The sequence below is a fragment of the Streptomyces aurantiacus genome (assembly GCF_027107535.1).
In the GTDB taxonomy this organism is placed as follows: Bacteria; Actinomycetota; Actinomycetes; order Streptomycetales; family Streptomycetaceae; genus Streptomyces.
In genome coordinates this window covers 5,890,251-5,914,371 of sequence record NZ_CP114283.1, presented here as the reverse complement: position 1 = coordinate 5,914,371, position 24,121 = coordinate 5,890,251, and the positions used below count along the sequence as shown (strand labels likewise).

17 protein-coding genes and 1 pseudogene are annotated in these 24,121 nt (G+C 71.0%); 7 read left to right on the top strand and 11 right to left on the bottom strand.

Annotated features, from left to right (window positions below):
* Positions 1 to 32 precede the first annotated feature (32 nt).
* The 4 genes from O1Q96_RS28525 to O1Q96_RS28510 form a co-directional block, all read right to left on the bottom strand.
* Positions 33 to 1,013, bottom strand: coding sequence for a threonine ammonia-lyase (locus O1Q96_RS28525; RefSeq protein WP_269250881.1), 981 nt, complete (start codon positions 1,011 to 1,013; stop codon positions 33 to 35).
* Positions 1,014 to 1,082: 69 nt separating this feature from the next.
* Positions 1,083 to 1,292 carry a hypothetical protein gene (locus O1Q96_RS44670; RefSeq protein ID WP_419586963.1) on the bottom strand — a complete coding sequence of 70 codons (210 nt, stop codon included), beginning with the start codon at positions 1,290 to 1,292 and terminating at the stop codon, positions 1,083 to 1,085.
* 413 nt (positions 1,293 to 1,705) lie between these two features.
* Positions 1,706 to 3,160 carry an argininosuccinate synthase gene (gene argG, locus O1Q96_RS28515; RefSeq protein WP_269250880.1) on the bottom strand — a complete coding sequence of 485 codons (1,455 nt, stop codon included), beginning with the start codon at positions 3,158 to 3,160 and terminating at the stop codon, positions 1,706 to 1,708.
* A gap of 68 nt (positions 3,161 to 3,228) precedes the next feature.
* A complete protein-coding gene (locus O1Q96_RS28510; protein WP_269250879.1) occupies positions 3,229 to 3,636 on the bottom strand; it encodes a RidA family protein in 408 nt (135 codons plus the stop codon).
* A 143-nt stretch (positions 3,637 to 3,779) separates the two neighbouring features.
* Here O1Q96_RS28510 and O1Q96_RS28505 point away from each other — a divergent pair, with 143 nt between their 5' ends.
* Positions 3,780 to 4,160: a winged helix-turn-helix transcriptional regulator gene (locus O1Q96_RS28505; protein WP_269250878.1), complete on the top strand. Its 381-nt coding sequence runs from the start codon at positions 3,780 to 3,782 to the stop codon at positions 4,158 to 4,160.
* A gap of 22 nt (positions 4,161 to 4,182) precedes the next feature.
* Here the strand turns inward: O1Q96_RS28505 and O1Q96_RS28500 are convergent, their stop codons facing one another.
* Together O1Q96_RS28500 and O1Q96_RS28495 are read right to left on the bottom strand one after the other, a co-directional pair.
* Entirely contained in the window at positions 4,183 to 5,358 is a 1,176-nt protein-coding gene (locus tag O1Q96_RS28500) for a peptidoglycan DD-metalloendopeptidase family protein (RefSeq protein ID WP_269250877.1), read from the bottom strand.
* A 295-nt stretch (positions 5,359 to 5,653) separates the two neighbouring features.
* Complete coding sequence (locus O1Q96_RS28495) at positions 5,654 to 6,310, bottom strand: TetR/AcrR family transcriptional regulator (RefSeq protein ID WP_269250876.1); 657 nt, start codon at positions 6,308 to 6,310, stop codon at positions 5,654 to 5,656.
* A 150-nt stretch (positions 6,311 to 6,460) separates the two neighbouring features.
* Here O1Q96_RS28495 and O1Q96_RS28490 point away from each other — a divergent pair, with 150 nt between their 5' ends.
* The gene (locus O1Q96_RS28490; protein WP_269250875.1) at positions 6,461 to 7,492 is read left to right on the top strand and encodes a medium chain dehydrogenase/reductase family protein; all 1,032 of its coding nucleotides are present in this window, start codon (positions 6,461 to 6,463) and stop codon (positions 7,490 to 7,492) included.
* Positions 7,493 to 7,589: 97 nt separating this feature from the next.
* Positions 7,590 to 8,231, top strand: a complete 642-nt coding sequence (locus O1Q96_RS28485) for an SRPBCC family protein (protein ID WP_269250874.1) — start codon at positions 7,590 to 7,592, stop codon at positions 8,229 to 8,231.
* 102 nt (positions 8,232 to 8,333) lie between these two features.
* Here O1Q96_RS28485 and O1Q96_RS28480 read toward each other — a convergent pair whose 3' ends face one another.
* Together O1Q96_RS28480 and O1Q96_RS28475 are read right to left on the bottom strand one after the other, a co-directional pair.
* Positions 8,334 to 9,449 carry an AI-2E family transporter gene (locus O1Q96_RS28480; protein WP_269250873.1) on the bottom strand — a complete coding sequence of 372 codons (1,116 nt, stop codon included), beginning with the start codon at positions 9,447 to 9,449 and terminating at the stop codon, positions 8,334 to 8,336.
* Between the two features lie 162 nt (positions 9,450 to 9,611).
* Positions 9,612 to 12,821 carry an alpha-L-rhamnosidase gene (locus tag O1Q96_RS28475; RefSeq protein ID WP_269250872.1) on the bottom strand — a complete coding sequence of 1,070 codons (3,210 nt, stop codon included), beginning with the start codon at positions 12,819 to 12,821 and terminating at the stop codon, positions 9,612 to 9,614.
* Between the two features lie 335 nt (positions 12,822 to 13,156).
* Between O1Q96_RS28475 and O1Q96_RS28470 the strand changes: the two genes are divergently transcribed.
* Complete coding sequence (locus O1Q96_RS28470) at positions 13,157 to 14,557, top strand: cytochrome P450 (protein WP_269250871.1); 1,401 nt, start codon at positions 13,157 to 13,159, stop codon at positions 14,555 to 14,557.
* Between the two features lie 142 nt (positions 14,558 to 14,699).
* On the opposite strand, the gene O1Q96_RS28465 is transcribed toward O1Q96_RS28470, so the two are convergent.
* Positions 14,700 to 17,552, bottom strand: a complete 2,853-nt coding sequence (locus O1Q96_RS28465; RefSeq protein ID WP_269250870.1) for a SpoIIE family protein phosphatase — start codon at positions 17,550 to 17,552, stop codon at positions 14,700 to 14,702.
* A gap of 223 nt (positions 17,553 to 17,775) precedes the next feature.
* On the bottom strand, positions 17,776 to 19,164 hold the full coding sequence (locus O1Q96_RS28460) for a glycoside hydrolase family 43 protein (RefSeq protein WP_269250869.1): 1,389 nt from the start codon (positions 19,162 to 19,164) through the stop codon (positions 17,776 to 17,778).
* Between the two features lie 430 nt (positions 19,165 to 19,594).
* Here O1Q96_RS28460 and O1Q96_RS28455 point away from each other — a divergent pair.
* The 3 genes and pseudogenes from O1Q96_RS28455 to O1Q96_RS28445 all read left to right on the top strand — a co-directional run bounded on the left by O1Q96_RS28455 (position 19,595) and on the right by O1Q96_RS28445 (position 22,774).
* Positions 19,595 to 20,492 (top strand): annotated as a pseudogene (locus tag O1Q96_RS28455) (SDR family oxidoreductase).
* A 91-nt stretch (positions 20,493 to 20,583) separates the two neighbouring features.
* Positions 20,584 to 21,057, top strand: a complete 474-nt coding sequence (locus O1Q96_RS28450; RefSeq protein WP_269250868.1) for an SRPBCC family protein — start codon at positions 20,584 to 20,586, stop codon at positions 21,055 to 21,057.
* 82 nt (positions 21,058 to 21,139) lie between these two features.
* Positions 21,140 to 22,774 carry a phytoene desaturase family protein gene (locus O1Q96_RS28445; protein ID WP_269250867.1) on the top strand — a complete coding sequence of 545 codons (1,635 nt, stop codon included), beginning with the start codon at positions 21,140 to 21,142 and terminating at the stop codon, positions 22,772 to 22,774.
* 30 nt (positions 22,775 to 22,804) lie between these two features.
* Here the strand turns inward: O1Q96_RS28445 and O1Q96_RS28440 are convergent, their stop codons facing one another.
* Positions 22,805 to 23,986 carry a PucR family transcriptional regulator gene (locus O1Q96_RS28440; RefSeq protein ID WP_269250866.1) on the bottom strand — a complete coding sequence of 394 codons (1,182 nt, stop codon included), beginning with the start codon at positions 23,984 to 23,986 and terminating at the stop codon, positions 22,805 to 22,807.
* Between the last annotated feature and the right edge of the window lie 135 nt (positions 23,987 to 24,121).

Below are 24,121 nucleotides of genomic sequence, written 5' to 3'. Positions count from 1 at the left end.
GCTGACGCTCCGCCCTCCAGCACGAGCAATCGTCAGGACGTGTGGAAGGGAGGCGCGCCGACCCAGCGGTGGTAGGCGTCCAAGTCGACGTTGCTGCCGCACACGATGGTGGCGACGTGTCGGCCGGCGAAGCGGTCACGGTCTTCGAGGATCGCTGCGATGCCGAGCGCGGCCGACGGTTCGACGACGAGGCCGGCGTGGTCGAGGAGCATCCGCATACCGGCGGTGATCGACGCCTCCTGGACCAGGACGGCGTCGTCGGCGACCAGGAGGAGGTCGTCCAGGACGGCCGGGATGGGACGCCGGCCGGCGACGCCGTCAGCGATGGTGTCGGTCGAGTCGGTGGTGACGACACGTCGTTGGTGCCACGAGTGTGTCAGTGCCGGAGCGCCCAGCGGCTGGACGCAGATCACCTCGACTGCGGGGGCCAGGGCCTTCATCACATGACCCACGCCGGTGGCCAGCGCCCCACCGCCGAGGGCGATCAGGACGGTGTCGAACGACGGCGCGGTGTCCAGCAGTTCCAGGCCGATGGTCGCCGCGCCCTCGCAGGTCTCGATGTCCAGGCTGTCTTCGACCAGCCGGATGCCTTCGTACCGTGCGATGGCCGCCGCCCGCTCGCGAGCCAGCTCGTGGTCGCCGTCCACCAGCTCCAGGCCGGCGTCCAGTGCGCGGATGCGATCAAGCTTGGCCCGTGTAGCGAAGCGGGATGCCACGACGGTGACGTCGAGCCCCCGGCCGCGACCGGACCACGCGAGGGCTTGGCCGAGGTTGCCCGCGCTCGCGCACACCACCGCTCGCGAGGCATGGTCGGCCAGCCGGCTCGCGACCAGCTCGGTGCCGCGGGCCTTGAAGCTGCGGACCGGGTTCGCCGTTTCGAGCTTGATGCTCACCGTGCACCCGAGGCCGGACCCCAGCGCCTCGCAGCGGTACAGCGGGGTGTCGAGAAAGACCGGGTCGATCACCCGGCGAGCCGCCCGGATCCGAGCAGTGTCAAGGCGTGTCTCCTGCACGACACAGCAGGGTAGTGCCACCGGTGCCCATCCCATGAGCAACTGCCAGGAAACGCAGGCCGGTTGTGATCAGTCCTGTTCTCGGCCCGTGAGCGCCGAGGCGGTGGCTCTCACGAAGGCTTCCGGGTTGTCCAGCATGATGGTGTGTCCGCGGTCGGGTACCGCGACCACCGACACCCCCGCTTCGGTGAGCTCCGCCGAGCCCGGGAACGTCGCCTGGTCCGCCTCCGGCAGCAGGAACGTACGGGGGATCGCAAGGCCGAGCAGCAGCTGTGGCATGGTCGGGTCCGTCCCCCGGATGAGCTGGTGTGCACTTCGGCGCTGGGCTTCGCGGCCGCCCAGCGGAGGATGAACGGCGACCTCCGTGAAGTAGGCGGGCGACGTGGCGCCCAACCCATGCACGCGGCTCCTGCCCCGGCAGCTCGACCCAGCGGATGTGATCGCCCTCGGGCGTTACGGCGACGCTGCGCACAGTCTGCTCCCTGCTGGACAAGATCCATGGAGAGACGAGAGCAGCCACACGGGTGCGCACCGGCTGCGTCAGCAGCGGGCCCTGGGCCTTCCCGCCCGGATCGCGGCGTCCCTGTAACGCAGTGGACCGGCTCGACGCCGTCGGCGTCGAGCCGGTCCACTGCCACCGGGTCCCCGGTGCATCCCGCCGGGTGGCCGAGCCGTCCGCTCGGCCTGGCGGATCAGTCCGTGCCGAACTCCATCGCGGCGCGGTCCAGCAGCACCTCGTCCTCGGAGACCTCGCCGCGGGAGGCGATGGCCTCGGCGCCGCCCTCCGGCATCTCCGGCATGCTGCCGATCAGCCCTGTCGCGGCCGCCTGGGCGGCGCCGATGGCGGGGCTGCCGGTGCCGATCAGGCCGAGCCCGGCGTACTGCTCCAGCTTGGCGCGCGAGTCGGCGATGTCGAGGTTGCGCATGGTGAGCTGGCCGATCCGGTCGACCGGGCCGAAGGCCGAGTCCTCGGTGCGCTCCATGGACAGCTTGTCCGGGTGGTAGCTGAACGCCGGGCCCCGGGTGTCGAGGATCGAGTAGTCCTCGCCGCGACGCAGCCGCAGCGTCACTTCGCCGGTGACGGCGGCGCCGACCCAGCGCTGCAGCGACTCGCGCACCATCAGCGCCTGCGGGTCCAGCCAGCGGCCCTCGTACATCAGGCGGCCGAGGCGCCGTCCCTCGTTGTAGTACTGCGCGAGGGTGTCCTCGTTGTGGATCGCGTTGATCAGGCGCTCGTACGCGGCGTGCAGCAGGGCCATGCCGGGCGCCTCGTAGATGCCGCGGCTCTTGGCCTCGATGATCCGGTTCTCGATCTGGTCCGACATGCCCATGCCGTGCCGGCCGCCGACGGCGTTGGCCTCCATCACCAGGTCGACGGGGGAGTCGAACTCCTTGCCGTTGATCGTCACGGGGCGGCCCTGGTCGAAGCCGATCGTCACGTCCTCGGTGGCGATCTCGACCTCGGGGTCCCAGAACCGCACGCCCATGATGGGCTCGACGGTCTCCACGCCCGTGTCCAGGTGCTCCAGGGTCTTGGCCTCGTGCGTGGCGCCCCAGATGTTGGCGTCGGTGGAGTACGCCTTCTCCGTCGAGTCCCGGTAGGGCAGCTGGTGGGCGACCAGCCACTCGGACATCTCCTTGCGGCCGCCGAGCTCGGTGACGAAGTCGGCGTCCAGCCAGGGCTTGTAGATCCGCAGGTGCGGGTTGGCGAGCAGGCCGTACCGGTAGAACCGCTCGATGTCGTTGCCCTTGAAGGTCGAGCCGTCGCCCCAGATCTGGACGTTGTCCTCGAGCATCGCCCGGACGAGGAGGGTGCCGGTGACGGCGCGGCCCAGCGGTGTGGTGTTGAAGTAGGCACGCCCGCCCGAGCGGATGTGGAACGCCCCGCAGGTGAGCGCCGCCAGGCCCTCCTCGACCAGTGCCGCCCGGCAGTCGACCAGGCGCGCGATCTCGGCACCGTACGTCTTCGCACGGCCGGGCACCGAGGCGATGTCGGGCTCGTCGTACTGGCCGATGTCGGCGGTGTAGGTGCACGGAACGGCGCCCTTGTCGCGCATCCACGCGACCGCGACCGAGGTGTCGAGGCCGCCGGAGAAGGCGATACCGACGCGCTCGCCGGCGGGAAGGGAGGTGAGGACCTTAGACATAGGAAGAGTATGCACGACATCGCATGATCATGCAAAGAGGTCCTCGGGCCGGGGCGGAGGGCGGCGGCTCAGTCCAGTACCGCGGTGGCTTCGACCTCGACCAGGTGGTCGGGAACGTCCAGGGCCGCCACTCCGATCAGCGTGGCCGGCGCCATGGGGGTGACCCCCAGCTTCCCGGCGGCCCGCTCGATGCCCTCCAGGAGTATCGGCATCTTGTCCGGAGTCCAGTCGACGACGTAGACGGTCAGCTTCGCCACGTCGTCGAACGATCCGCCGGCCTCGGCGAGGGCGGTGCCGACGTTGAGGTAGCACTGCTCGACCTGGGCGGCGAGATCGCCCTCACCGACCGTGATCCCGTCGGCGTCCCAGGCGACCTGCCCCGCGACGAACACGAGTTTCGCCCCGGTCGCGATCGCCACTTGCCGGTACACCGGAATCGTCGGCAGTCCGCTCGGGTCCGCCAAGGTGATGGCCATGCCGTGTGCCTCCTTCTCGTGAGCGGCCCCGGGCCCGGTTCCGCGGAACCAGGCACCAAGTCGCTCTCTTGTGGTTACTGGAGAACCATAGGAGAGTGACCGCTGACATGGAAGAACGCACTTTTCAGTGACTGGGGAACCCGATGGTGACCAAGCAGTTCAGGGGCTCGCCCGCCGAAGCGGACCTCACACGCGCGGACTCACTGGCGCGGGAGCTCTTCTCGGACATCGCCAACAAGTGGGCGCTGCTGATCATCGAGGTTCTCGGTGAACGCACCCTGCGCTTCAGCGAGTTGCGCAACGAGATCGAGGGCATCAGCCACAAGATGCTCACCCAGAACCTGCGGATGCTGGAGCGCAACGGTCTGGTCGAGCGGGAGGTGCACCCGACCGTCCCGCCGAGGGTCGACTACACCCTGACCGAGCCGGGGCACGCCCTGCGGAAGACGGTCGACGGGATGTGCGACTGGACCCACCGGTACCTCGGTCACATCGAGGAGTCCCGTCGCCGTTTCGACGTCTGACGGCCCGGCGCCGGCCGTCCTGTCACGCGCCGGGGGAGAGCCAGGGCAGCGGATCGGTGTAGTGCCCGTCGAGGATCACCTCGAAGTGCAGATGGGGGCCGGTGGACAGGCCGGTCGAGCCGACCAGGCCGAGGGGTGTTCCGGCTTCCACCGCCTGACCGACGGAGACCTGAAGAGACAGCAGGTGGCTGTACGTCGTCTCCAGCCGCTTGCCGCCGATGCTGCCGTGGTCGACCACGATCCGGTTGCCGTACGCCTTGGTCATCGCGGCGAACACGACCCGGCCCTGCGCCGCCGAGGAGACCTGCGCGCCTTGGGGCGCCGCGAAGTCGACCCCCGTGTGGACCTTGGTCACCCCGGTCAGCGGATGCTGGCGCGCACCGAACGGCGAGGTGACGGTGAGGGTGCTCACGGGCGCGGCCAGCACGGCGCCCGCCGCCCGGTTCGCGGCGCCGCCGGAACCGTCCGGGTCGAACGCCCGGTAGTGCGACGACAGTGACTTCACCTCGGTGACGTAGGCCTCCGCCTCGCCGGGTACGCGCCCCGCCTTCCGCACGGCGTCCGTGCCCGACGCGTACGCGGCGAGGGTGAGATCCACCAGGTCCCCGGAGACGACCCCCTCGGTTCTGAGGTCGGTCACCTTCCTGGCGAGGGAGCAGTCCTGTCGGGCGAGGGCCGCCATGGCGTCCGCCGGGTCGCGGGGGGAGGAGCGCCCGTTGCCGTCGCCGTCCTTGCCCCAGGTCCGCCAACCGGCGTCCGTGAACGCGGCGATGCCCTTCTCGCCCGACAGCGCTCCCGCGTCGTTGTTCCAGCCGGAGAGGCGGTCGATCTGGGCGGCGAGCAGGGACGGCGTGACGACCGTGCAGGCCGACGCCGCCTTGCGGAGCCAGGGAACGTACGAGGCGTCGACGCGGGCCGTGGCGGACGGAACGTCACCCTCCCCCTCGTCCCAGGGGGAGGACAGGCCGCCCGTCAGCGCCAGAAAGCCGGCCACGCCCATCAGGGCGACCAGGCCCGGCAGCACCAGCAGAGTGAAAGGACCCGGGCCGCGCCGGGGGCGCTTCACGCTCTGCCCCGGCTGTCGCGCGTCCGCACTCCCGCCGGCCCGCGCCGGTCCGGTCGAAGGCTCCTGGCGCCGGCCCTCTCCCTCGCCGCCCGGCTCGGTCGCCTCCGTCTCCTCCAGCCGGTCGTCGATCACCGGCGACCTCCGCACGCGCTCGCGGCGGATCCGAGGGAACAGAACGCCGACGGCGGTGTCACGAAGGTCATGGAGCTCACGGCACGACGCTAACGGGCTGCCCTCCGGGCATCACGAGGCGCAGAGGCACATGAGCCTGCCCGAACGGGCAGAGTTCACGTCCGCCGGACACCTGGTCCGCGCGTAGGTCGACGGCCTGAGCAAGTACCCGCTGCGCCGGGCGCGTTGAGAGGGCTTCGCCCGAAGAGCACGCCCGCATCGGAGCGAGGGGATTCCGGCTCCGGGGGCCGGGTGGTCAGTGCGTCGACGGGCCGGTCAGGGCATCCAGTTCCGCCGCGTAGAGCAGTGCGGGGTCGAAGTCCATCCCGGTGAAGTGGCCCGCGAGTTCCAGGGACAGGGTGCCGTGCAGCCGCGTCCAGAAGGTCAGGGCGCGGTGGAGGACGGCGGGCGGGGCGGGGTGGCCGCCCGCCCACTGCCGGTGGTCTTCCAGGTGCGAGTCGAACGGCGTCGCCGGGGCGTCCGGGGGCAGCGCGGCGCAGGCGTCGAGCAGGGTCGTCATGATGTCGCGCGCGATCGTGGTGACGTCGTCCGGGGCCTGGTAGCCGGGGACGGGGGTGCCGTAGACGAGGAGGTAGCGGTGGGGGTCCCGCAGGGCCCATTCGCGGAGCGCGTGCGCCAGGGCGGGCAGGTCGGGTCCGGGGGCGGCGGCCGCGCGGAAGGTGTCGGCGAGGCTCTGGTACGCGTCCCGGACGAGCTCGGTGATGAGCTCGTCGCGACCGGCGAAGTACCGGTAGAGCGCGGGTCCGCTCATTCCCATCCGCTTGGCGATCGCGTTGAGGGAGAGCGCGGAGGCTCCCGCCGTGGCCAGCTGCTCCCACGCGTGCTCTTTGATCTCCGCCTGCACCTGGGCGCGGTAGCGCTCGCGCGGGGTCTTCGTGCCCGTGTCCGCCATGGCCTGCCGCCCGTCCGGAGTCGTGTCTCTACAGCTTCAAGAATTAGTTAGAGGCTATCACGCAAGCTATTGACGTTGACTCTCGTGATGAGTTACAACTTCTAACGAACGCGAGAATGCCTAAGCCGAAGCGCCGCAACGGAGGTCGTCATGAACGCCGAAGGACTCATCGAGGTCGTACTGCCGGGCAAGGTGGAGCCGGAAGGTCTTGAGATCCGGCACGGAGCCGTCCCCGCCGCGGGACCGGGCCAGGTCGTGATCCGGATGGAGGCGACCGGGGTCTCCTTCGCCGAGCAGCAGATGCGCCGAGGCCGCTACTACGACCAGCCGGCGTTCCCCTTCGTGCCGGGCTACGACCTCGTCGGCACGGTGCTGGCGATCGGCGAGGGCGTGGATCCGGACCTGGCCGGCACCCGGGTGGCCGCCCTGCTCAAGGTCGGCGGCTGGGCCAGTCACGTACGCGTCGACGCGGCGGACGTGGTGGAGGTGCCCGACGGGGTCGGGGCGGCGCAGGCGGAGACCCTGGTGGTCAACGGCATCACCGCCTGGCAGATGCTGCACCGCAAGGCACGCGTCCGTGCGGGGCAGACCGTCCTCGTGCACGGAGCCAACGGCGGCGTCGGCTCGGTACTGGTCCAGCTCGCCCGGGCCGCGGGTGCCAAGGTGATCGGCACGGCGTCCGCGCGTCATCACGACGCTCTGCGGGAAAGGGGCGTCGCCCCCGTCGACTACCGCGACGAAGACATCGCCGCGCGGGTCCGCGAACTCGCCCCCGGCGGGGTGGACGCCGTCTTCGACCACGTCGGCGGCCGGGGCCTCGTCGACTCCTGGGGCCTCCTTGCGCCCGGCGGAACGCTCGTCTCCTACGGCAGCGCCTCCACCCGCGACGACGAGGGATCCAAGCAGTGGCCCGTCCTCAAACTGCTCGGCCGGGTGTGGCTGTGGAACGCCCTGCCCAACCGGCGCCGCGCCTACTTCTTCAACGTCTGGGCCGGCCGCGCTCTGGCCAAGAACCGGTTCCGGGCGCGGCTGCGCGCCGACCTCACCCAGGTCTTCACAGCCCTCCAGCGCGGCGACGTCACCGCCCAGATCGCCGCCCAACTGCCGCTCGCTCGCGCCGCCGAGGCACTACGGCTGGCCGAGTCCGGCACCGTCGTCGGCAAGGTCGTACTGAACCCGTAGCGCCACCGCGGGCACCCCGACGCGCACGCCGTCGGCCACCGGGCCGCCGCGCCGCTCCATCTGATCAGCCACCGTCACCCACCACGAGAGGCACCCCATGCCCATCACGCGTACCGCCGTGCTCACCGTCTCGCTCGCCGTCGCAGGCGTCCTCGGCGCGACGGCGCTCGCGGCCCCCGCGCAGGCCGCCGCCCCTCACGGCAACCCCTCCGCATGCCGCGGGGAAGGCGTCGACCCCACCGCCCGGATCCGCTACGCGTCCGACGTCGTCATCGACGCGCCGCTGCGCACCGTCTGGAACCTGCAGACCGACGTGGAGCGCTGGCCGTCCTGGCAGTCCCCGGTCACCGCCGGTGAACGCCTCGACTCCGGCCCCCTCCGCAAGGGCTCACGGTTCCGGTGGGCGACCCCGGCGCCGGCCACCCCCACCACCCCCGCTACCACGCTGGAGATCACCTCCACGGTCAGGCAGCTCCAGCGTCACGACTGCGTCGTGTGGAGCGGCCCCGCGATCGGTGAGGGGCTGCGGATCGACGAGGGCGTCCACCTGTGGACGTTCGAGAAGGTCAAGGGCGGCGTCCGCGTGCACACGGAGGAGACCTGGACGGGCGCCCAGGTCGAGGCGGATGTGCCCACCGCGACCGCAGCCCTCGGCTGGGGCCTCGAAACGTGGTTGCGCGACCTGAAGGCCGCCGCCGAGGCGGACACCTGTGACGAACCGCGGGACACCCGCCACTGACACGGAACGCGGCAGTGAGATGGTGCACGGTCCGTGTCACGGCTGTGTCGTGTGGAGCGGCCCCGCCTGCGGGAACTCGGTGTACGAGGCTCGGGCGCTCTGTCAGGAGGCGACGGCGGCACCGGTCTGCGGTTCGCCGGTGTCCGGTTCCTGCGGCGGCTCGCTGAGCTGCTCGCGCAGGTAGTTCCAGACCACCGCGATCAGCGCGGCGACCGGGACGGCGAGCAGGCTGCCCACGATGCCGGCCAGGCTGCCGCCGAGGGTCACCGCCAGCAGGATCACAGCCGCGTGCAGACCGAGCCCGCGGCTCTGGATCATCGGCTGGAACACGTTTCCTTCGAGCTGCTGCACGACGATGATGATCGCCAGCACGATCAGCGCGTCCGTCAGGCCGTTCGACACCAGGGCGATGAGCACCGCCACGAAGCCGGCGAACAGGGCGCCCACGATCGGCACGAACGCGGAGACGAAGGTCAGCACCGCGAGCGGGAGCACCAGAGGTACGTCCACCACCCACAGACCGAGACCGATGAGGACGGCGTCGATCAGACCGACGGCCGCCTGCGACCGCACGAACGCACCCAGGGTGTCCCAGCTGCGCGCCGCCACGATCGGGACGTCGGTGGCGAGCCGGCCGGGCAGCTGACGGGCGAGCCACGGCAGGAACCGCGGCCCGTCCTTGAGGAAGAAGAACATCAGGAAGACCGCCAGGACGGCGGTGACCACACCGTTGACCACGGTGCTCACGCCGGTGACGACCGTGGTGACCATGCTGCCGGCACTCTTCTGGATACGGGCGACGGCGTCGTCCAGGGCGCCCGCGATCTGGTCCTCGCCGATGTTCAGCGGCGGGCCGGCAGCCCAGTCACGCAGCTCGCGGATGCCGGCCACCACCCCGTCGGTCAGCTCGCCGGACTGGGAGGCCACCGGGACCGCGATCAGCGCCACGACGGCCGAGGCCACCAGGAGGAACAGGACGGTCACGGCGGAGGCCGCCAGTGCGGGACGCCATCCGTGCCGTCTCAGGAAGCGAGCCAGGGGCCAGGTCAGGGTGGTCAGGAGCAGTCCCACTATGAGAGGCCAGACCACGGACCACATCCGGCCCAGAAGCCAGAGGGTCACGGCGGTCATCACCAGGACCAGCAGCAGATCGACGGAAACTCGCGCCGATGCGCGCAACGCGGCGCGGGATCTGGCGGAACTCAACGAGGCAGACATGCGATCACCCTATGGGGACCCCACCGCGCTTCTCCGCGCCCCTGCCAACCTTGCGGCACCGAGAGTGCGCCGGCCGCGGTCACGCAGCGGTGAAGTGGGTGGTGGACGGGTCCCCGGCCGGACCGTTCGCCGCGGCCGGGAACCCGCACCGGACTCAACGGATCACGTGGCGAAGCGGTGGGTGCCCGAGCCGACCCGGTACACCGCGCAGCCGTCCTCACTGCGCAGGAACGTCGCGGGAGTGTGGGTGACCGCCTTTGGGGCGGGCGTGGGGATCCACACCTCGGCTGTCGTGTTGGCGGGCACTGAGCACGTCAGGTCGAACCCGCCGGAGCGCTGTCGCCACCGGGTGGAGACGGGACCGCGGACCGAGGTGAACGTGGCGCGTGCGGAGGTGACACCCCCGCCCGGACGAGGTCGGACGACGATGTCCCGGTAACCGGGCCGGCCCGCCGCGATCCCGGCGATGTTCGTGTACATCCACTCGCCCACCGACCCGTAGGCGTAGTGGTTGAAGGAGTTCATGTCCGGGGTCTGGAAGCCGCCGTCGGGCCGGACGGAGTCCCAGCGCTCCCACATCGTGGTGGCGCCCTTGTCGATCTGGTAGCCCCAGCCGGGATAGGACCGCTGCTGGAGCAGACGGTGCGCGACATCGGTGTGCCCTGTGTCGGTGAGGACGGGCAGCAGCCTGGGCGTACCGAGGAAGCCCGTCGACAGATGCCAGTCCTTGGCCTCGATCAGCGCGACGAGCCGGTCGGCGGCCGCCGTTCGCAGCTCTGTGGGCAGGAGGTCCATCGACAGGGCCAGGACATAGCCCGTCTGCGTGTCACCCTTCACTCGGCCGTCGGTGGTGACGTACGCCTTCTGGAACGCCGTGCGTATGCGCTCGAAGAGGCCGGTGAAGGGGGCGGCGTCCTTGCCGAGCTCCTCGGCGATGCGGGCCGCGAGGTCGGTGCTGTGGGCGAAGTACGCGGTGCCGATGACGTCCTTGGGTGTCTCGTCGGAGACGTTCAGCCAGTCGCCGTAACCACTGGCCGGCCGCAGCAGGTTGCTGCTGTTCCTCTCCAGGTACTTCAGCCAGGCCTGCACGGACGGCCAGGCGTCGTCGAGGACCTGCAGGTCACCGTACGCCTGGTACAGGGACCAGGGGACCGTGACGCCCGCGTCGCCCCATCCCGCGACGCCGTCACCGAGCGCGCCGACCGTGGGTGCCACGTCGGTGAAGGAACCCTCCGCGGTCTGCGCGTCCCGCAGGTCCACCAGCCACTTGGTGAGGAAGCGGGCCGACTCCATCGTGTACGCGGCTGTCGGAGCGAAGACGTTGATGTCGCCCGTCCAGCCCAGGCGTTCGTCGCGTGCGGGGGTGTCCGTCGGGACGGAGAGGAAGTTGCCCCTCTGGCCCCAAGTGATGTTGCTGTGCAGCTTGTTGAGCATCGGGACGTCGGTCTCGAAGTCGAGGGTGAACGGCGCCGACGTATGCAGGACGCGACCGGTGACGGCTCCCGCGGACGGAGTACCGGGGAATCCCGTCACCTCCACGTAGCGGAAGCCGTGGAAGGTGAAGCGCGGCTCGTACGTCTCCTCGCCGCGGCCCTTGAGGATGTAGGTGTCGGTGGCCGCGGCGGTGCGCAGATTCGCGGTGTAGAGGGTGCCGTCCGGGTTGAGGACCTCCGCATGTCTGAGGCGAACGGTGGTCCCGGCGTCTCCCGAGACACGCAGCCGTACCGATCCGACCATGTTCTGGCCCAGGTCGAAGACGAAGACACCCGGCGCGGGTTCGGTCACCTGCTTGACCGGGAGTTCCTCGGTCACGCGGACCGGACCGTCCAGCTGGGCCACGATCAGAGGGGGAGCGGCGTCACCCGCGGCGCGCACACCGGGCCAGGCCCGGTCGTCGAAGCCCGGCGATGTCCAGCCGGAGGTCTCCTTGCGTGCGTCGTACGTCTCGCCGCTCAGCAGGTCGGCGGAGACGATCGGCCCGGAGGCGGCCCGCCAGTGGGTGCCCGAGGTGACGCGTTCGCTCGTTCCGTCGGCGTAGTCCACCTCCAACTGCGCCAGCAGGGCCGGGCGTTCGCCGTACTGGTGGGGACCGAACATGCCGACGTTGCCGGCGTACCAGCCCGGCGCCACGTACGCGCCGATGGCGTTGGCGCCCGGCCGCACGAGCGTGGTCACGTCGTAGGTCTGGTACTGGACGCGCTCGCGGTAGTCGGTCCAGCCGGGGGCGAGCTGGTCGCGGCCCACGCGGCGGCCGTTGAGGTGGGCTTCGTACAGGCCGAGGGCCGTGGCGTACAGGCGGGCGCGCGCCACCTTCTTGCGTGGAAGCCTGAACTCGTGCCGCAGTTGATGGGCGGCGAACGAGGCGGGGACGACCTTCCCCCACGGCCCGGCTCCCCAGTCGGCTGCCTCCTTCGCCGCCGGCCAGCCGCTGTCGTCGAAGTCGGCCCCTCGCCAGTCCGCGGCGGGTTCCTTGTCCGTCGACCTCCAGGAGTCGTCGGTGATGATCCGCTGTTCGCCGGTTGCCGTGCGGAGACTGAGGACGGCGATCAGGCCGGCGGGCCCCACGGTCGCGTTGGTGGCCTCGACCGCCAGGACGTTCCTGCCCGTACGCAGTGGGGCGAGGACCTCGACGACGGCGGGGCGGCGCCACCCCTGGTTGTCCGTGGCGAGGTCGGTGCGGGCCACCTCGGTGCCGTTCACGGAGACGGCGTACACGTTGTCGGCGGTGATGGCCAGGGTCGCCGCGGTGACCGCGTCCGGGAGTTCGACGACGCGGCGGAACCAACGGGTGGCGGCCGGTGCGCTGGTGGCCGGTTCGCCTTCCGGGAACCAGATCCAGGCGCTGCCCTCGAAGGACGGGGCGTCCGTGAGGGCCGGGGGAGCGGAGACCCATTGTGCGGACCACTGCGCGGCGTCCACGAGGCCGGTCTCCCACCACGACGGCTCGCTCCAGGCCGAGGCGTTGCCGTCGCCGTCCCACACGCGGACGGACCAGAAGTAGCGTGTGCGGGGCTTGAGCCGAGGTCCCGCGTAGGACACCAGGACGGACTCGTCGGACGCGATCCTTCCGCTGTCCCAGACGTCCGGGTGGGTGAGGCGCGTGGCGCTGGAGGCCACGCGGATCCGATAGCCGCTCTGACGCGCGCCGGGCTCGTCCGATGTCATCGGCCAGCTCAGCCGGGGGCGTTGTACGTCGATGCCCAGGGGATGCCGCACGTACTCGACGGTCGGCGCGGTGACGCGCAGGGAGCCGCGGTGCGTGCCTGCCCGGGCCGGTGGGGAAGCCGGTGCGGCCACCGCGGAACCGGCGTCGGTGGCCGCGGCGGCCACGGTTGCCGCCGTACCCGCCAGGATGTTCCTCCTGCTGATCACTGGGACTCCTCAGATAGGAGATATGAATCGATTCACGCCGGTGAACGTAGAGGCGTACGGGGTGAGGGTCAATGAGTGTGTGGCATTTTCTTGACGATCCGTCGGATAATGGCCGGACCTCCGATGGGGTCTGAGGTGTCCGCGCCGTCGAGGATTGAACGGTTTCAATGAAGCGGAGCCGTCGCGGCGGGCGGTGCGACCACCGCTCGTCCGGCGGTGCGGCCGGCACGCCCCGTCGTTCCTTCGCAGGTGGGGCCTGGGGTAGGGTCCCCAAGGTTTCCGGCTACCGGCTGAAGGGGCGTCGGTACAGGGAGTGTTGGAGGGGTGGCGAGACGATGGAATCCCGGACGGGTGAGGGCGGATCCGTGGATCTGGACGGCACGCGGTTGGAGGAGATGTCGCCTGAACCGCTGCTGACCCGGGACTACGAGACGCGTCCCTCGCTCGTGTACGAGCGGCTGAGGCAGCGGCACGGCCCGGTGGCTCCCGTCGACCTTCTCGGGGTACCCGCCTGGCTGGTCCTCGGTTACCGGGAGGCGTTCGACGTACTCCAGGACGACGACGGGTGGCCGAAGGGGCTGGAGAGGTGGCGGGCCCGTTCGGAGGGCCGGGTGCCCGGCGACTGGCCGCTCGGACCGTCGCTCGAGGTCAATCACGTGCTCATCCAGGGCGGGCCGGGGTACCAGCCGCTGCGGACGGCGTGGGACATGGCTCTCAAGCCGTTCCAGGACCCGCGCCACCCTCAGGCGAAGAGGCTCAAGGCCGCTGTCACCGCCTACGCGGACGAACTGATCACCCTGGTCGGACAGGCCGGCGGGACCGGACTGGCGGACCTGTCCGCCCAGTTCGCGAGGCCGCTGCCGCTGATGGTGGCGAGCCATCTGCTCGGATTTCCCGGTTCGCAGGGCGACGACGCGCTGATGGACATGTGGCGGGTGCTGGACGCGGGGCCGGACGCCGAGCCCGCCCTGGAACGGCTGCTCGCGACGCTGGCGGAGCTCGCGGCGGCGAAGCGGGAGAAGCCCGGGGACGACTTCCCCTCGTACCTGCTGGCGGCGCACCCCGACCTCTCGCTCGACGAGCTGGCCCGGGAACTGTTCATGCTGCTGGGCATGACGTCCGACCACGTCGGCATCCTCGTCTCCAACACGGTGGTCGAGGTCATCTCGGGTGAGGGCGGCGTCCGGGCCAGCCTGTCCGCCGGGCTGGTCAGGGAGTCCATGAACCGCGTGGTCATGCGGAAGCCGCCGCTGGTGAACTTCGTACCGCGATTCGCCGCCAAGGACACCCCGCTCGGCAACTACACGATCCGGGAGGGCGATCCGGTGTGGGTCTCCTCCGCCGCGGCGCACGCCGACCCGCTCTTCTCCGACAACGTGTGCCCGAGCACGACGGTCAGCACCCGGGCACATCTGTCATGGGGTGCGGGCCGTCGCCAGTGTCCCGCGCGCGAACTGGCGTCGACGGTCGCGGCGGTCGGTGTGGGCCGCCTGTTCGAGCGGTTCTCCCATCTGGACCTCGCCCTGCCGGTCGACCAACTGCCCTGGCGCTCCTCGCCCTTCATGCGGGGCCTGCGTTCGCTGCCCGTACGGTACGAGCTCTCTCCGGTGCCCGAGCGACGGCGGGCGCCGGACGCCGCACCCGAGACCGCCGAAACGGTGATCCCGGACCCGTCCGCCCGGCAGCGCTCGTCACTGTGGCGTTATCTGACAGAGCTGATCCGCGTCGGCCGCTGATCCCACGGCGGATGCCCCCGGTTGCGATGACGGCCTGTCCACCCGGGGCGTCCGCCTGTGAGCTAGGCCCTGTGCCGGTTCGAGGGGCGGGCGGACCCTCCTGGCGGGCAGGGCGAGGGCCCGCCGGCACGGTGACGGGCGATCAGGCGGCTCGGTCGAAGAAGGACATGACGGCATCGGGTGATTCCGGGCCGGTCAGGGCCTGTTCCGTCCAGATGCACTTGCCGGTCGCGGTGTAGCGCGTCCCCCACCGCTGGGACAGCGCGGCAACCAGTTGCAGGCCTCGGCCCCCCTCGTCGGTCTCGGACGCCCGGCGGATCCGAGGCGTGGTGAGGCTGCCGTCGGAGACCTCGCAGATCAGGGTGCGACTGCGCACCAGGCGGAGCTGAACCGGTCCCTTGGCGTGGCGCACGACGTTGCCCACCAACTCGCTGGCCAGCAGCTCCGTCGTCATGGTCAGCTCGTCGAGGCCCCAGTGGGACAGCTGCTCCCGGACGCGCCTGCGCGCCTCGCCCGCTGCCCGTGGTTCCGGGGAGAGAGGCCAGGCGACGACCGAATCGGCGGGCAGTCGGCGTACGCGGACGACGAGGAGGGCCGCGTCGTCGGCGGACTGCTGCTGCGCGGGGAGCAGACCGGCGGTGAGCTTCTCGCACAGGAGGTCCAGGTCGTCCCTGGAGTCCTCGCCGAGCAGACGGGCCAGCTGGGCCATACCGGTGTCGATGTCACGGCTGACGGACTCGACCAGCCCGTCGGTGTAGAGGACGAGGAGTGAGCCCTCGGGCAGCGCGAGTTCGACGCTTTCGAAGGGCGGGGCGCCGGCTCCCAGCGGAGGGTTCAGCGCCACCTCGGGGAAGTCGACCGTGCCGTCGGGGCGGACCACGGCAGGCGGCGGGTGCCCGGCGCAGGCGAACGCCCAGACGCCGGTCGTCGGGTCGTAGACCCCGTAGAGGCAGGTGGCGTACGAGTCGTCACCGAGCTCGGCGACGATGTCGTTGAGGTGGGCGAGGATCTCGTCGGGCGGCAGCTCCAGATCGGTGAGGGTGTGCACGGCCGTGCGCAGGCGTCCCATGGTGGCGGCCTCCGGCGTGCCGTGGCCCATCACGTCGCCGATCACGAGGGCGACCCGGTCCCCGGAGAGCGGGATGATGTCGTACCAGTCGCCGCCCACGTCCATGCCCTGCCGGGCGGGCAGGTAGCGCGCCGCCGAGGTGCAGGCGGGAACCGAGGGCAGTGCCCGGGGGAGGAGGCCGCGCTGCAGTTCCTGGGCGCGGACGTGTTCGGCGTCGAAGAGCCGGGCCCGTTCCAGGGCCTGGGCGACGAGACCGCTGAGCGCGACCAGGAGGGTGCGTTCCTCGCCGGTGAAGGTGCGCGGCCGGTCGAAGGAGATCACGCACACCCCGACGGGGTGGTCCGAGGCGATCAGGGGAAGGAAGGCCCACGCCTGTTTGTGGCCCGCCGCGGGCTGGCCGGCCTGATTCGGGTAGCGCGACGCGTACTCCTCGGGAGAGGAGAAGAACTGCGGGGTGCGGGTGAGCAGTGCGTCCGTGACCGCGGTCCGTCCCGAGACGGGCAGGTGGTCCACCCGGTCGACGAACTCCTGGGGGTAGCCGACGCTGCCGACGACGCGGGTGTGCTCGTCCTCGATGACCTGGATCATGAGCCCGGCGGCGCCGAACGGGGGCAGTACGTGCCGGGCCACCGCGTCCACCACTCCCTGCGAGCCGATGGCCCTGGCGAGCGCGGCCGTCAGTTCTCCGACGCGGGCGGCCCGGTCGGCCTGGGCGTGGGCGGCCGCCTCGCGCTCGGCGTCCCGCATCCGCTTCTCGTGGATGTCGGTGAAGAAGACGGCCAGTCCCTCGGGAAGCGGTACCAGCCGAAGGTGGGACCAGCGCCGGGTCCTGGGTGCCAGGATGTCCAGCCCGGTGGGGGCGGATCCGGCGGCCGTCTCCTCGCAGAGGGACCGCAGGCCGGGCACCTGCAGCGCGGCGAGATCCCATACGAGGTGCCCGATCAGCTCCTGACCGCGGCCGAGGACGCGTTCCGCCTCCTTGTTGAGGAAGGTGATCCGCCACTGGTGGTCGAGGGTGAGGAATCCGTCGCTCATGTGACGCAGGGCCCGGCTGATGGCGTCACGGGCGCTGCGGGACTCGGTGGTGTCCCAGACGGTGCCGACCATGCCGACGGGCCGGTCGCCGTCCGCGAGCTTCACCTGTCCGCGTACCTGGACCCATCCGACGGTGCCGTCCGCGCGGTTCATCCGGTACTCGGTGCCGTACGAGCTGCGGTCACGGATCGCCTTGTCGACCTCGGCGGTCACCAGGGGCCGGTCGTCGGGATGGACGCGGTCCAGCCAGGTCTCCGCACGCCGGTCGAACTCATCCGGGGAGAAGCCGAGCACGGTCATCGCCGCATCGTCCAGCCGCACCTCGTCGGTCGCCATGACCCACTCCCAGGAACCGACGCGTACGGCCTCCAGAGCCTGTTGCAGGAGTGGGCCCGGCGGATGCTCCGGCGGTGGCGGCTCCTTGGGCAGGAGAGGACGGCCCAGTCGTTCGGCGACCCAGGCGGCGACGGAGTCCAGGAAGGACCACTGTCCGGATTCGGGTGTGTGCGGGGTGTCGGTGACGACGGTGAGGGCGCCGAGCGGTCCGTCGGGCCCGGGCACCGGGACGGTGGCGAGACCCTGGCCGCAATCCGTGCCCGCGGCCGTGGTGCCGGGCTCGCCGTGCGAGACCGTCGGCAGCCAGATGCGGGTCCCTTCGCGTACGGCCCGGACCGGAGGGAGTCCTCCGTCGTCCGGGATGCGCATCCAGGATTCCGTCAGGGCCGGGGGCAGACCACTGCTCGCGACCAGATGCAGGCCTCGCAGGCCTTCGGGGCCGCCCACATGGACCATGCCGCCGATCCCGCCGAGTTCCGCCACAGCGTGTTCCAGGGCGAGACGCATCGCCTCGGTCACCGTGACACCGTCGTCGATCGTACGGAGAATGGCCATTCGCCCATTCATGAGCTCAATATACAGAGAGCCCATAAATCAAGTGATGTCATGCGGAATATCATTCCATCGCCCATGAAGACGCCTGTGGTGGGTTTTGCCGCACGATCCTGCGGGTCGGAGAGGCGGAGCCTGCGGCGGCGCCGGGGCGGTGATCGTACGTGCGGGGGTGCCGCACGCCCGGTGACACCTTCCCGGCCGCCGCCTACGTGCGGTCCGGGGTTCAGTGACCGACGCGGAAGGTCGCGTCCTGCTGCTCGGTGGACGTGGAGACCGGATCGATGCGCAGGACGTAGTTGGAGTGGCGGATGTAGCGGGTGGGGTTGTTGTACGAGCGGAATGACGACCAGCTGGAGTCCGCGAGGCCTGGTGTGCGGTGGAAGGTGGCGTCGCCGGCGAACGTGGATGTGCCGTCGTTGACGTCGAGTTGGAGCTGGTAGTTGTAGTGGCGCAGGTAGCGGGTGGGATGGCTCACCGACTGGAAGGAGACTGCGGTGCTGTCGGCCAGGCCCGGGACGAGCTTCCACTGCGAGTCGGTGTACAGGTCGAAGGGGTAGGTGTCGATGCGGGCCGTGTAGTTGGCGTGACGGACGTAACGGGCCGGGAAGTTGTACGACTTGAGCCGGTTCCAGGTCGGCGCGCCCCATTTGGTGAGCAGGTTGTTGTACTCGGCCGTGGTGATCGTCGCGATGCCGCAGTGCTTGGAGTTGACCGGCTGGGTGTAGGTCTTCTGGTCGAGTGCGGTCCAGGTGCCGGAGGCCAGGTTGGTGGACTGCCAGGCGTAGAAGACCCCGTTGGGGGTGTACGTGTCTCCCCAGAGGTACCAGTTGCTGGAGGTCAGTGACTTGAACACGGTCGGTGCCTCGGTGCCGCCGTGCGCCACACCGGTGCTGAACTCGGTGAAGCTGCCCGGGTTGAGGGAAGTGGACCGTGCGGCCACCAGGGTCTGGTTCTTCTTGAAGAAGAGGTAGTTGACGCCGTTGACGCCGACGGCCATGTTGCCGTCGATGACGTCGTAGCCGGGGTCGAAGAAGACCTGTGGGGCCGAGGCGGTGACGAAGTCGCTGGTGTAGTTCACCATGATCACGTTGTGGCCGCTGGAGTTGACCGAGGAGTAGATGACCGCGTACTGGCCCCGGCCGGCGTCCCAGAACGCTTCGGGAGCCCAGCTGGGGGTGGTCATGTCGTGCAGCTTGAGGCGGCGGTAGCCGGTGAAGGTGCGCAGGTCGGCGGAGTCCCAGACGTGGATGTACTGGCTGTTGTAGGCCCAGTCGGTGCCTTTGAGGTCGGTGGCGATGGCGACGAAGGTGCCGTCCTGCTTGCGCAGGAGGAACGGGTCGCGCAGGCCGAGGGCGCCCGCTGTGGGGGTGACCACGGGATTGTTCTGGTTGAGCGGTGTCCAGTTGAGGGAGTCGGGGCTGACCGCGAGGTGGAGGCCGTAGTCGGTGCCCGCGCCGAGGCTGGTCGACTCGGTGAAGTAGCACATCACGTAGGCCGAGTCGGCGGCGTGCGCGGTCCCGGCGCCGAGGGTCAGTACGCCGGACACGGCGAGGGGAGTGGTGGCGGCCATACCCAGGAACAGGCGTCGGGACGGCTGAGGTCTTGCGCTCATCTTGCTCTCCAGGCGGGTGCGGGGTGCGGGGCGGAGTGAGCGGTGGCGCGGTGTGGGGCAGTGGGGGCGCGGAACATGCCCACAACACATCGAGGTCGATATTTCGAACGCGGTTCGGAAAGTCGATCAGAAAGTAGAGGGGCCCCCGGGTGCGCGTCAATCACTCTGTCGATGCTGGGGTTTTCCTGTGTCTCCGGGCGTGGTGAGCACCCCGGGGCGGAAGTGGTCCCGACCGGCGCGGCGGCGTCGGTACGCCCGCGACGTCCCCGGCGCCGAGATGGATCTTCGCGAGCGGGCCGCGGTGTCGCGCCGGACCGGATCGTGATCGGATGAGAAGGGACTCCACCTCCCGCATCCGGGTAGACGGCAGTCCTGGGGAACACCCTCTCGTCCGTCCGCAAGCGACCGAGCCAGGCAGGAAGGGGGCCCCGTGGCACACGATCCGCTGCGCGCCCGCACGGTGGTGGTGACCGGTGCGGCCCGGGGACTGGGAGCCGCCCTGGCACGTGATCTGGCCGGCCGGGGCGCCCGGCTGGCGCTCCTGGGGCACGAGAAGGAGGCCCTGGAGGCGTTGGCGGCCGAGCTGCCCGTCCCGGCGATGGCCTGGGAGGTCGACATCACCGACGACGCGGCCATGGCCGACGTCGCCCGCGAGGTGCGCGCACGCCTCGGCACGCCGTCCGTGGTGATCGCCAACGCGGGCATCGCCGAGGGCGGCCCCTTCGCCGAGTCGGACGCGGCGACCTGGCGCCGGGTGGTCGACGTCAATCTCACCGGCAGCGCGATCACCGCGCGCACCTTCCTGCCCGACCTGGTGACCACGGCGGGCTACTTCCTGCAGGTCGCCTCACTGGCGTCGCTCGGCGCGGCGCCGATGATGAGCGCCTACTGCGCGTCGAAGGCGGGTGCGGAGTCCTTCGCGCACTCCCTCCGGGCCGAGGTGGCGCACCACCGCGTCGCGGTGGGCATCGCCTACCTCAACTGGACCGACACCGACATGATCCGCGACGCCGACCAGCACGCCGTGCTGCGCGAGCTGCGGACCCACATGCCGCCGCCCGCCCGCAGCGTCTGGCCCGTACAGAAGGTGGCCCCCCGTTCTGGTGCGCGCGATCGAGCGGCGGCGCACCGCGGTGTACGTGCCGTCCTGGCTCCGCGCCGCCCAGCTGGGCCGTGCCGTGCTGCCCCCGGTCGTGATGCGCCTGTCACGCCGGACCCTGCCCCGGCTGGCGGCACAGGAGCCGTTCCGGCCCACGGGGCTGCTCGGCGCCGGCGGCCAAGCCGACGACGGGCGCCGGGCTCCCCGCACGCCGGAGGAGCGCCTATGAAACGACGACGTCCCCTCGGTTGAACTCCGGATGCGGGGGGACTCGAAGTCGGCACTCCTTTCCCGATGGGTGCCAGACGAGGGAGGCAGACGTGGCCGTACGACACAGGCTGATCAAGAAGAGTCCCCGCGAAGTGTGGGCAGTCCTGGCCGATGGCACCCGGTACGCGGACTGGGTCGTCGGGACGTCGTCCTCGTATCCCGTGCGCGGACAGTGGCCGCAGGTGCACGCCGCCATCGCCTACGAGGTGCGGGCCGGCTTCTTCGACTTCACCAACGAGACCGTCGTACGGGCCTGCGACGAGGGACGCGAGCTGGAGCTGGAGGCGAAAGCCGGTCCTCTCGGCACGGCCCGTGTCGCCATCGAGCTGCGCCCCTGGGGCGAGGACACCCTGGTGATCATCGACGAGCATCCGCTGCGGGGCGTCGGTGGCACCCTGCACAACATGGGCGTGGAAGCACTCATCCAGCTGAGGCACCGGACCATGCTCAAACGCCTGGCGGACGTGTGCGAGCACGGGCGGGGCCGGCCCGAGCCCGTCCGCGCGGAGCCGAAGCCCGCATGACCCGCGCAGTACGCGGGACGGGGCCGGCCGGCCCCGGCGCCCCCGCGGCGGTGAAGCCGGTGCGGCGAGACGGGAGGCGTCCATGCCGGACGCGGTAGTCATCGGGGCAGGCCCCAACGGGCTCGTCGCCGCCAATCTCCTGGCCGACGAGGGCTGGAGCGTCGAAGTCCTGGAGGAGCAGGACGAACCCGGGGGCGCGGTCCGGCACGACCACGGGGTCGACCCCGACTTCGCGAGCGACCTCTTCAGCTCCTTCTATCCCCTGGCCGCCGCCTCGCCCGTCCTCGCCGGACTGCACCTGGAGCGGTACGGGCTGCGCTGGAGCCATGCGCCCGCGGTACTGGCCCACCCGCTGTCCGACGGCAGGTGCGCCGTCCTCGGCCGCGACCTCGACGACACCGCCGCGTCCCTGGAGGCCTTCGCGGACGGCGACGGCGACGCCTGGCGCGAGCTGCACCGGACCTGGGAGCGGCTGCGGCCCGACCTGCTGGAAGCACTGTTCACGCCCTTCCCTCCGGTGCGGGCCGGCGCCCGGCTGGCCATGCGCCTGCGGGCCGCCGGAGGCCTGCGGATGGCTCGCTCGCTCGTGCTGCCGGTGCGGCGCCTGGGGGAGGAGGAGTTCCGCGGAGAGGGCGGCAGGCTGCTCCTGGCGGGCAACGCGCTGCACGCCGACCTCGCCCCCGAGTCCGCGGGGAGCGGTGGGTTCGGCTGGCTGATGTCGATGCTGGGCCAGACGTACGGCTTTCCCGTACCCGCCGGTGGTGCCGGCGCTCTCACCGCGGCGCTGACGCGGCGGCTTCGGGAGCGCGGCGGTGTCCTCCGGTGCGGGGAACGTGTCAGCCGTGTCGTCGTCCGGCAGGGGAGGGCCGTGGCGGTGCGCACGGCCGATGGCGAGACGGTGTCCGCAGGCCGGGCCGTACTGGCGGACGTGTCCGCTCCCGCCCTGTACGGCGAACTCGTCGACAGTGCCGACCTGCCGCCTCAGGTGCTGGCCGACCTGCGCCGGTTCCAGTGGGACTTCGCCACCTTCAAGGTGGACTGGGCCCTCGACGGCACCGTGCCGTGGCAGGCTCCCGCTGCGGCCGGGGCGGGCACCGTGCACCTGGCGGACGGCGTCGACGAGCTGACCCGGTTCGCCGCGCAGGTCGCCATGGGGCTGGTCCCGGACCGGCCGTTCGCGCTGTTCGGGCAGATGACGACCGCGGACGCCACCCGCTCGCCCGCGGGCACCGAGTCGGCCTGGGCCTATACCCACGTCCCGCACCGGATCACGGGCGACGCCGGTGACGAGGGGCTGGCCGGGACCTGGGACGCGAAGGAACAGGAGCTCATGGCCGACCGGGTCGAGCGGCAGGTCGAGCGTTTCGCGCCCGGGTTCCGTTCTCTGATCCGGGCCCGCCGGATCCTGGCCCCGCCCACGCTGCAGGCCATGGACGCCAATCTGTACGGGGGTGCCATCAACGGCGGCACCACGGCCCTGCACCAGCAGCTCGTCTTCCGGCCCGTACCGGGGACGGGGCGCCCGGAGACCCCGGTCAAGAACCTCTACCTGGCATCCGCCTCGGCGCATCCGGGAGGCGGTGTGCACGGGGCCCCTGGTTCCAACGCCGCCCGGGCCGCCCTGCGCAAGAACCTTCCCACCGGTCTGAGCCGCGCCCAGGGCCTGCTGGCCCGCCGTAACCGGAAGGGAGAGCTCAACCCGGGTCCTGGCACCTGAACGAACCGGCTTCCCCCTCCCTGTCGGCCATCACGACGGGGAGGGGGGATCCCGGTCCTCGCCGAGCCAGGTGGTCAGGGCCCACCACCAGTTCAGGGTGCTCAGGGGTTCGGAGAGAGGCCCGGACGTGAGGTCGGTCGGTGTGTGCCCGGTGATCTGCTGCAGGCGGCCGAGCCGGTACCGGACGGTGTTGGGGTGGGTGAACAGGGCTGTCGCGGTCTGGTCCAGGCGTCTTCCGTTGTCCAGGAACGTCAGGGCGGTGAGCGCCAGTTGGTGGTGGAAGCCGTCCGCCCGGTCGAGGGCTCCCAGGAGCCGGGTACTCAGATGCGCGCCCATGAGCGGCTGGTCGGCGAGGGCGATCTCGGCGGCGAGGTCGGTCAGTTCGTACAGGCCGTGACGTCCTCGCCGCACACCGATCTCCACGGCGCGGACGCACAGGCGGTACAGCGGCCGGATCTCCTCCAGCGGAGCGGCCGGTGAGACCACGACCAGAGCCGGCATCTCTGCTTCCGGGCCTTCGGGCATCCGGTGGCACAGGCCGGCCAGTCGTCCCTCGACGAGGCCGAGGACCGTGCCGGGGCCGGACAGACGGTCCGTGAGAATGCGCACGGACGCGGGATCGTCGGCGCCCGTGACAAGGCAGTGGAACGGCCCGCGGCCGGGCCGCATCCCGGCTCCGGCCATCTCCAGGGGGGACGGCACGACGCCGCCGACCAGCAGCCTCCGGAGCACGTGCGTGCGGACCTCGGCCGTCTCGTGCGGTGTGGCCCGCTCGGCGGCACGGTATCCGTTGATCACATGGCGCTCGATCGCGTCGCCGTACTCGTTCAGGCGCAGCACGACGTCGAGAACGGTGCCGTCCGCCACTCCCGCCGCTCGGCAGCGGCCGACGGTGATCTCCACGGCGCGGTTGAGGGCGGCCTGGACGCCCCGCAGGACCGCGGTCATCGCGACGCCCTGGCCCGCCCGGTCGGCTCCCAGTAACAGGGCGGCTGTGAAGTCCTGTTGCTCGATCCCGTCGAAGGTGGCGAACCACTCGCCGGCGGCTCGGATCAGCGCGGTGACGTGGGAGAGGCTCTCCGCTTCGGTGAGCCGGGCGACTTCGGGGGAGTGGGTCCGGGCCGCGCGGACGAGTTCACCGCACACGCCGCCGTCGACGGCCATCGTTCGCAGGATCTCCGTGACCGGCTCGCGTTCGTGGACGACAGTCATGGTCCTTCTCCGTCCGCGCTGTTGCCGGGCCACAACGAAACCGGCGTCACGTTGGTCTCCGGCCACTACCACATTGCCGTGACGACCTGATTCCCTGTGGGCTACCGACGGTAACAGCACGGTCGTCGCAGGAAC

Excerpts from the sequence above, each read along its gene's own strand:
- O1Q96_RS44670 (WP_419586963.1), bottom strand. The coding sequence starts at position 1,292 with ATGCCACAGCTGCTGCTCGGCCTTGCGATCCCCCGTACGTTCCTGCTG.
- argG (WP_269250880.1), bottom strand. The coding sequence starts at position 3,160 with ATGTCTAAGGTCCTCACCTCCCTTCCCGCCGGCGAGCGCGTCGGTATC.
- O1Q96_RS28510 (WP_269250879.1), bottom strand. The coding sequence starts at position 3,636 with ATGGCCATCACCTTGGCGGACCCGAGCGGACTGCCGACGATTCCGGTG.
- O1Q96_RS28505 (WP_269250878.1), top strand. The coding sequence starts at position 3,780 with ATGGTGACCAAGCAGTTCAGGGGCTCGCCCGCCGAAGCGGACCTCACA.
- O1Q96_RS28495 (WP_269250876.1), bottom strand. The coding sequence starts at position 6,310 with ATGGCGGACACGGGCACGAAGACCCCGCGCGAGCGCTACCGCGCCCAG.
- O1Q96_RS28490 (WP_269250875.1), top strand. The coding sequence starts at position 6,461 with ATGAACGCCGAAGGACTCATCGAGGTCGTACTGCCGGGCAAGGTGGAG.
- O1Q96_RS28485 (WP_269250874.1), top strand. The coding sequence starts at position 7,590 with ATGCCCATCACGCGTACCGCCGTGCTCACCGTCTCGCTCGCCGTCGCA.
- O1Q96_RS28480 (WP_269250873.1), bottom strand. The coding sequence starts at position 9,449 with ATGTCTGCCTCGTTGAGTTCCGCCAGATCCCGCGCCGCGTTGCGCGCA.
- O1Q96_RS28470 (WP_269250871.1), top strand. The coding sequence starts at position 13,157 with ATGGAATCCCGGACGGGTGAGGGCGGATCCGTGGATCTGGACGGCACG.
- O1Q96_RS28465 (WP_269250870.1), bottom strand. The coding sequence starts at position 17,552 with ATGGCCATTCTCCGTACGATCGACGACGGTGTCACGGTGACCGAGGCG.
- O1Q96_RS28460 (WP_269250869.1), bottom strand. The coding sequence starts at position 19,164 with ATGAGCGCAAGACCTCAGCCGTCCCGACGCCTGTTCCTGGGTATGGCC.
- O1Q96_RS28445 (WP_269250867.1), top strand. The coding sequence starts at position 21,140 with ATGCCGGACGCGGTAGTCATCGGGGCAGGCCCCAACGGGCTCGTCGCC.
- O1Q96_RS28440 (WP_269250866.1), bottom strand. The coding sequence starts at position 23,986 with ATGACTGTCGTCCACGAACGCGAGCCGGTCACGGAGATCCTGCGAACG.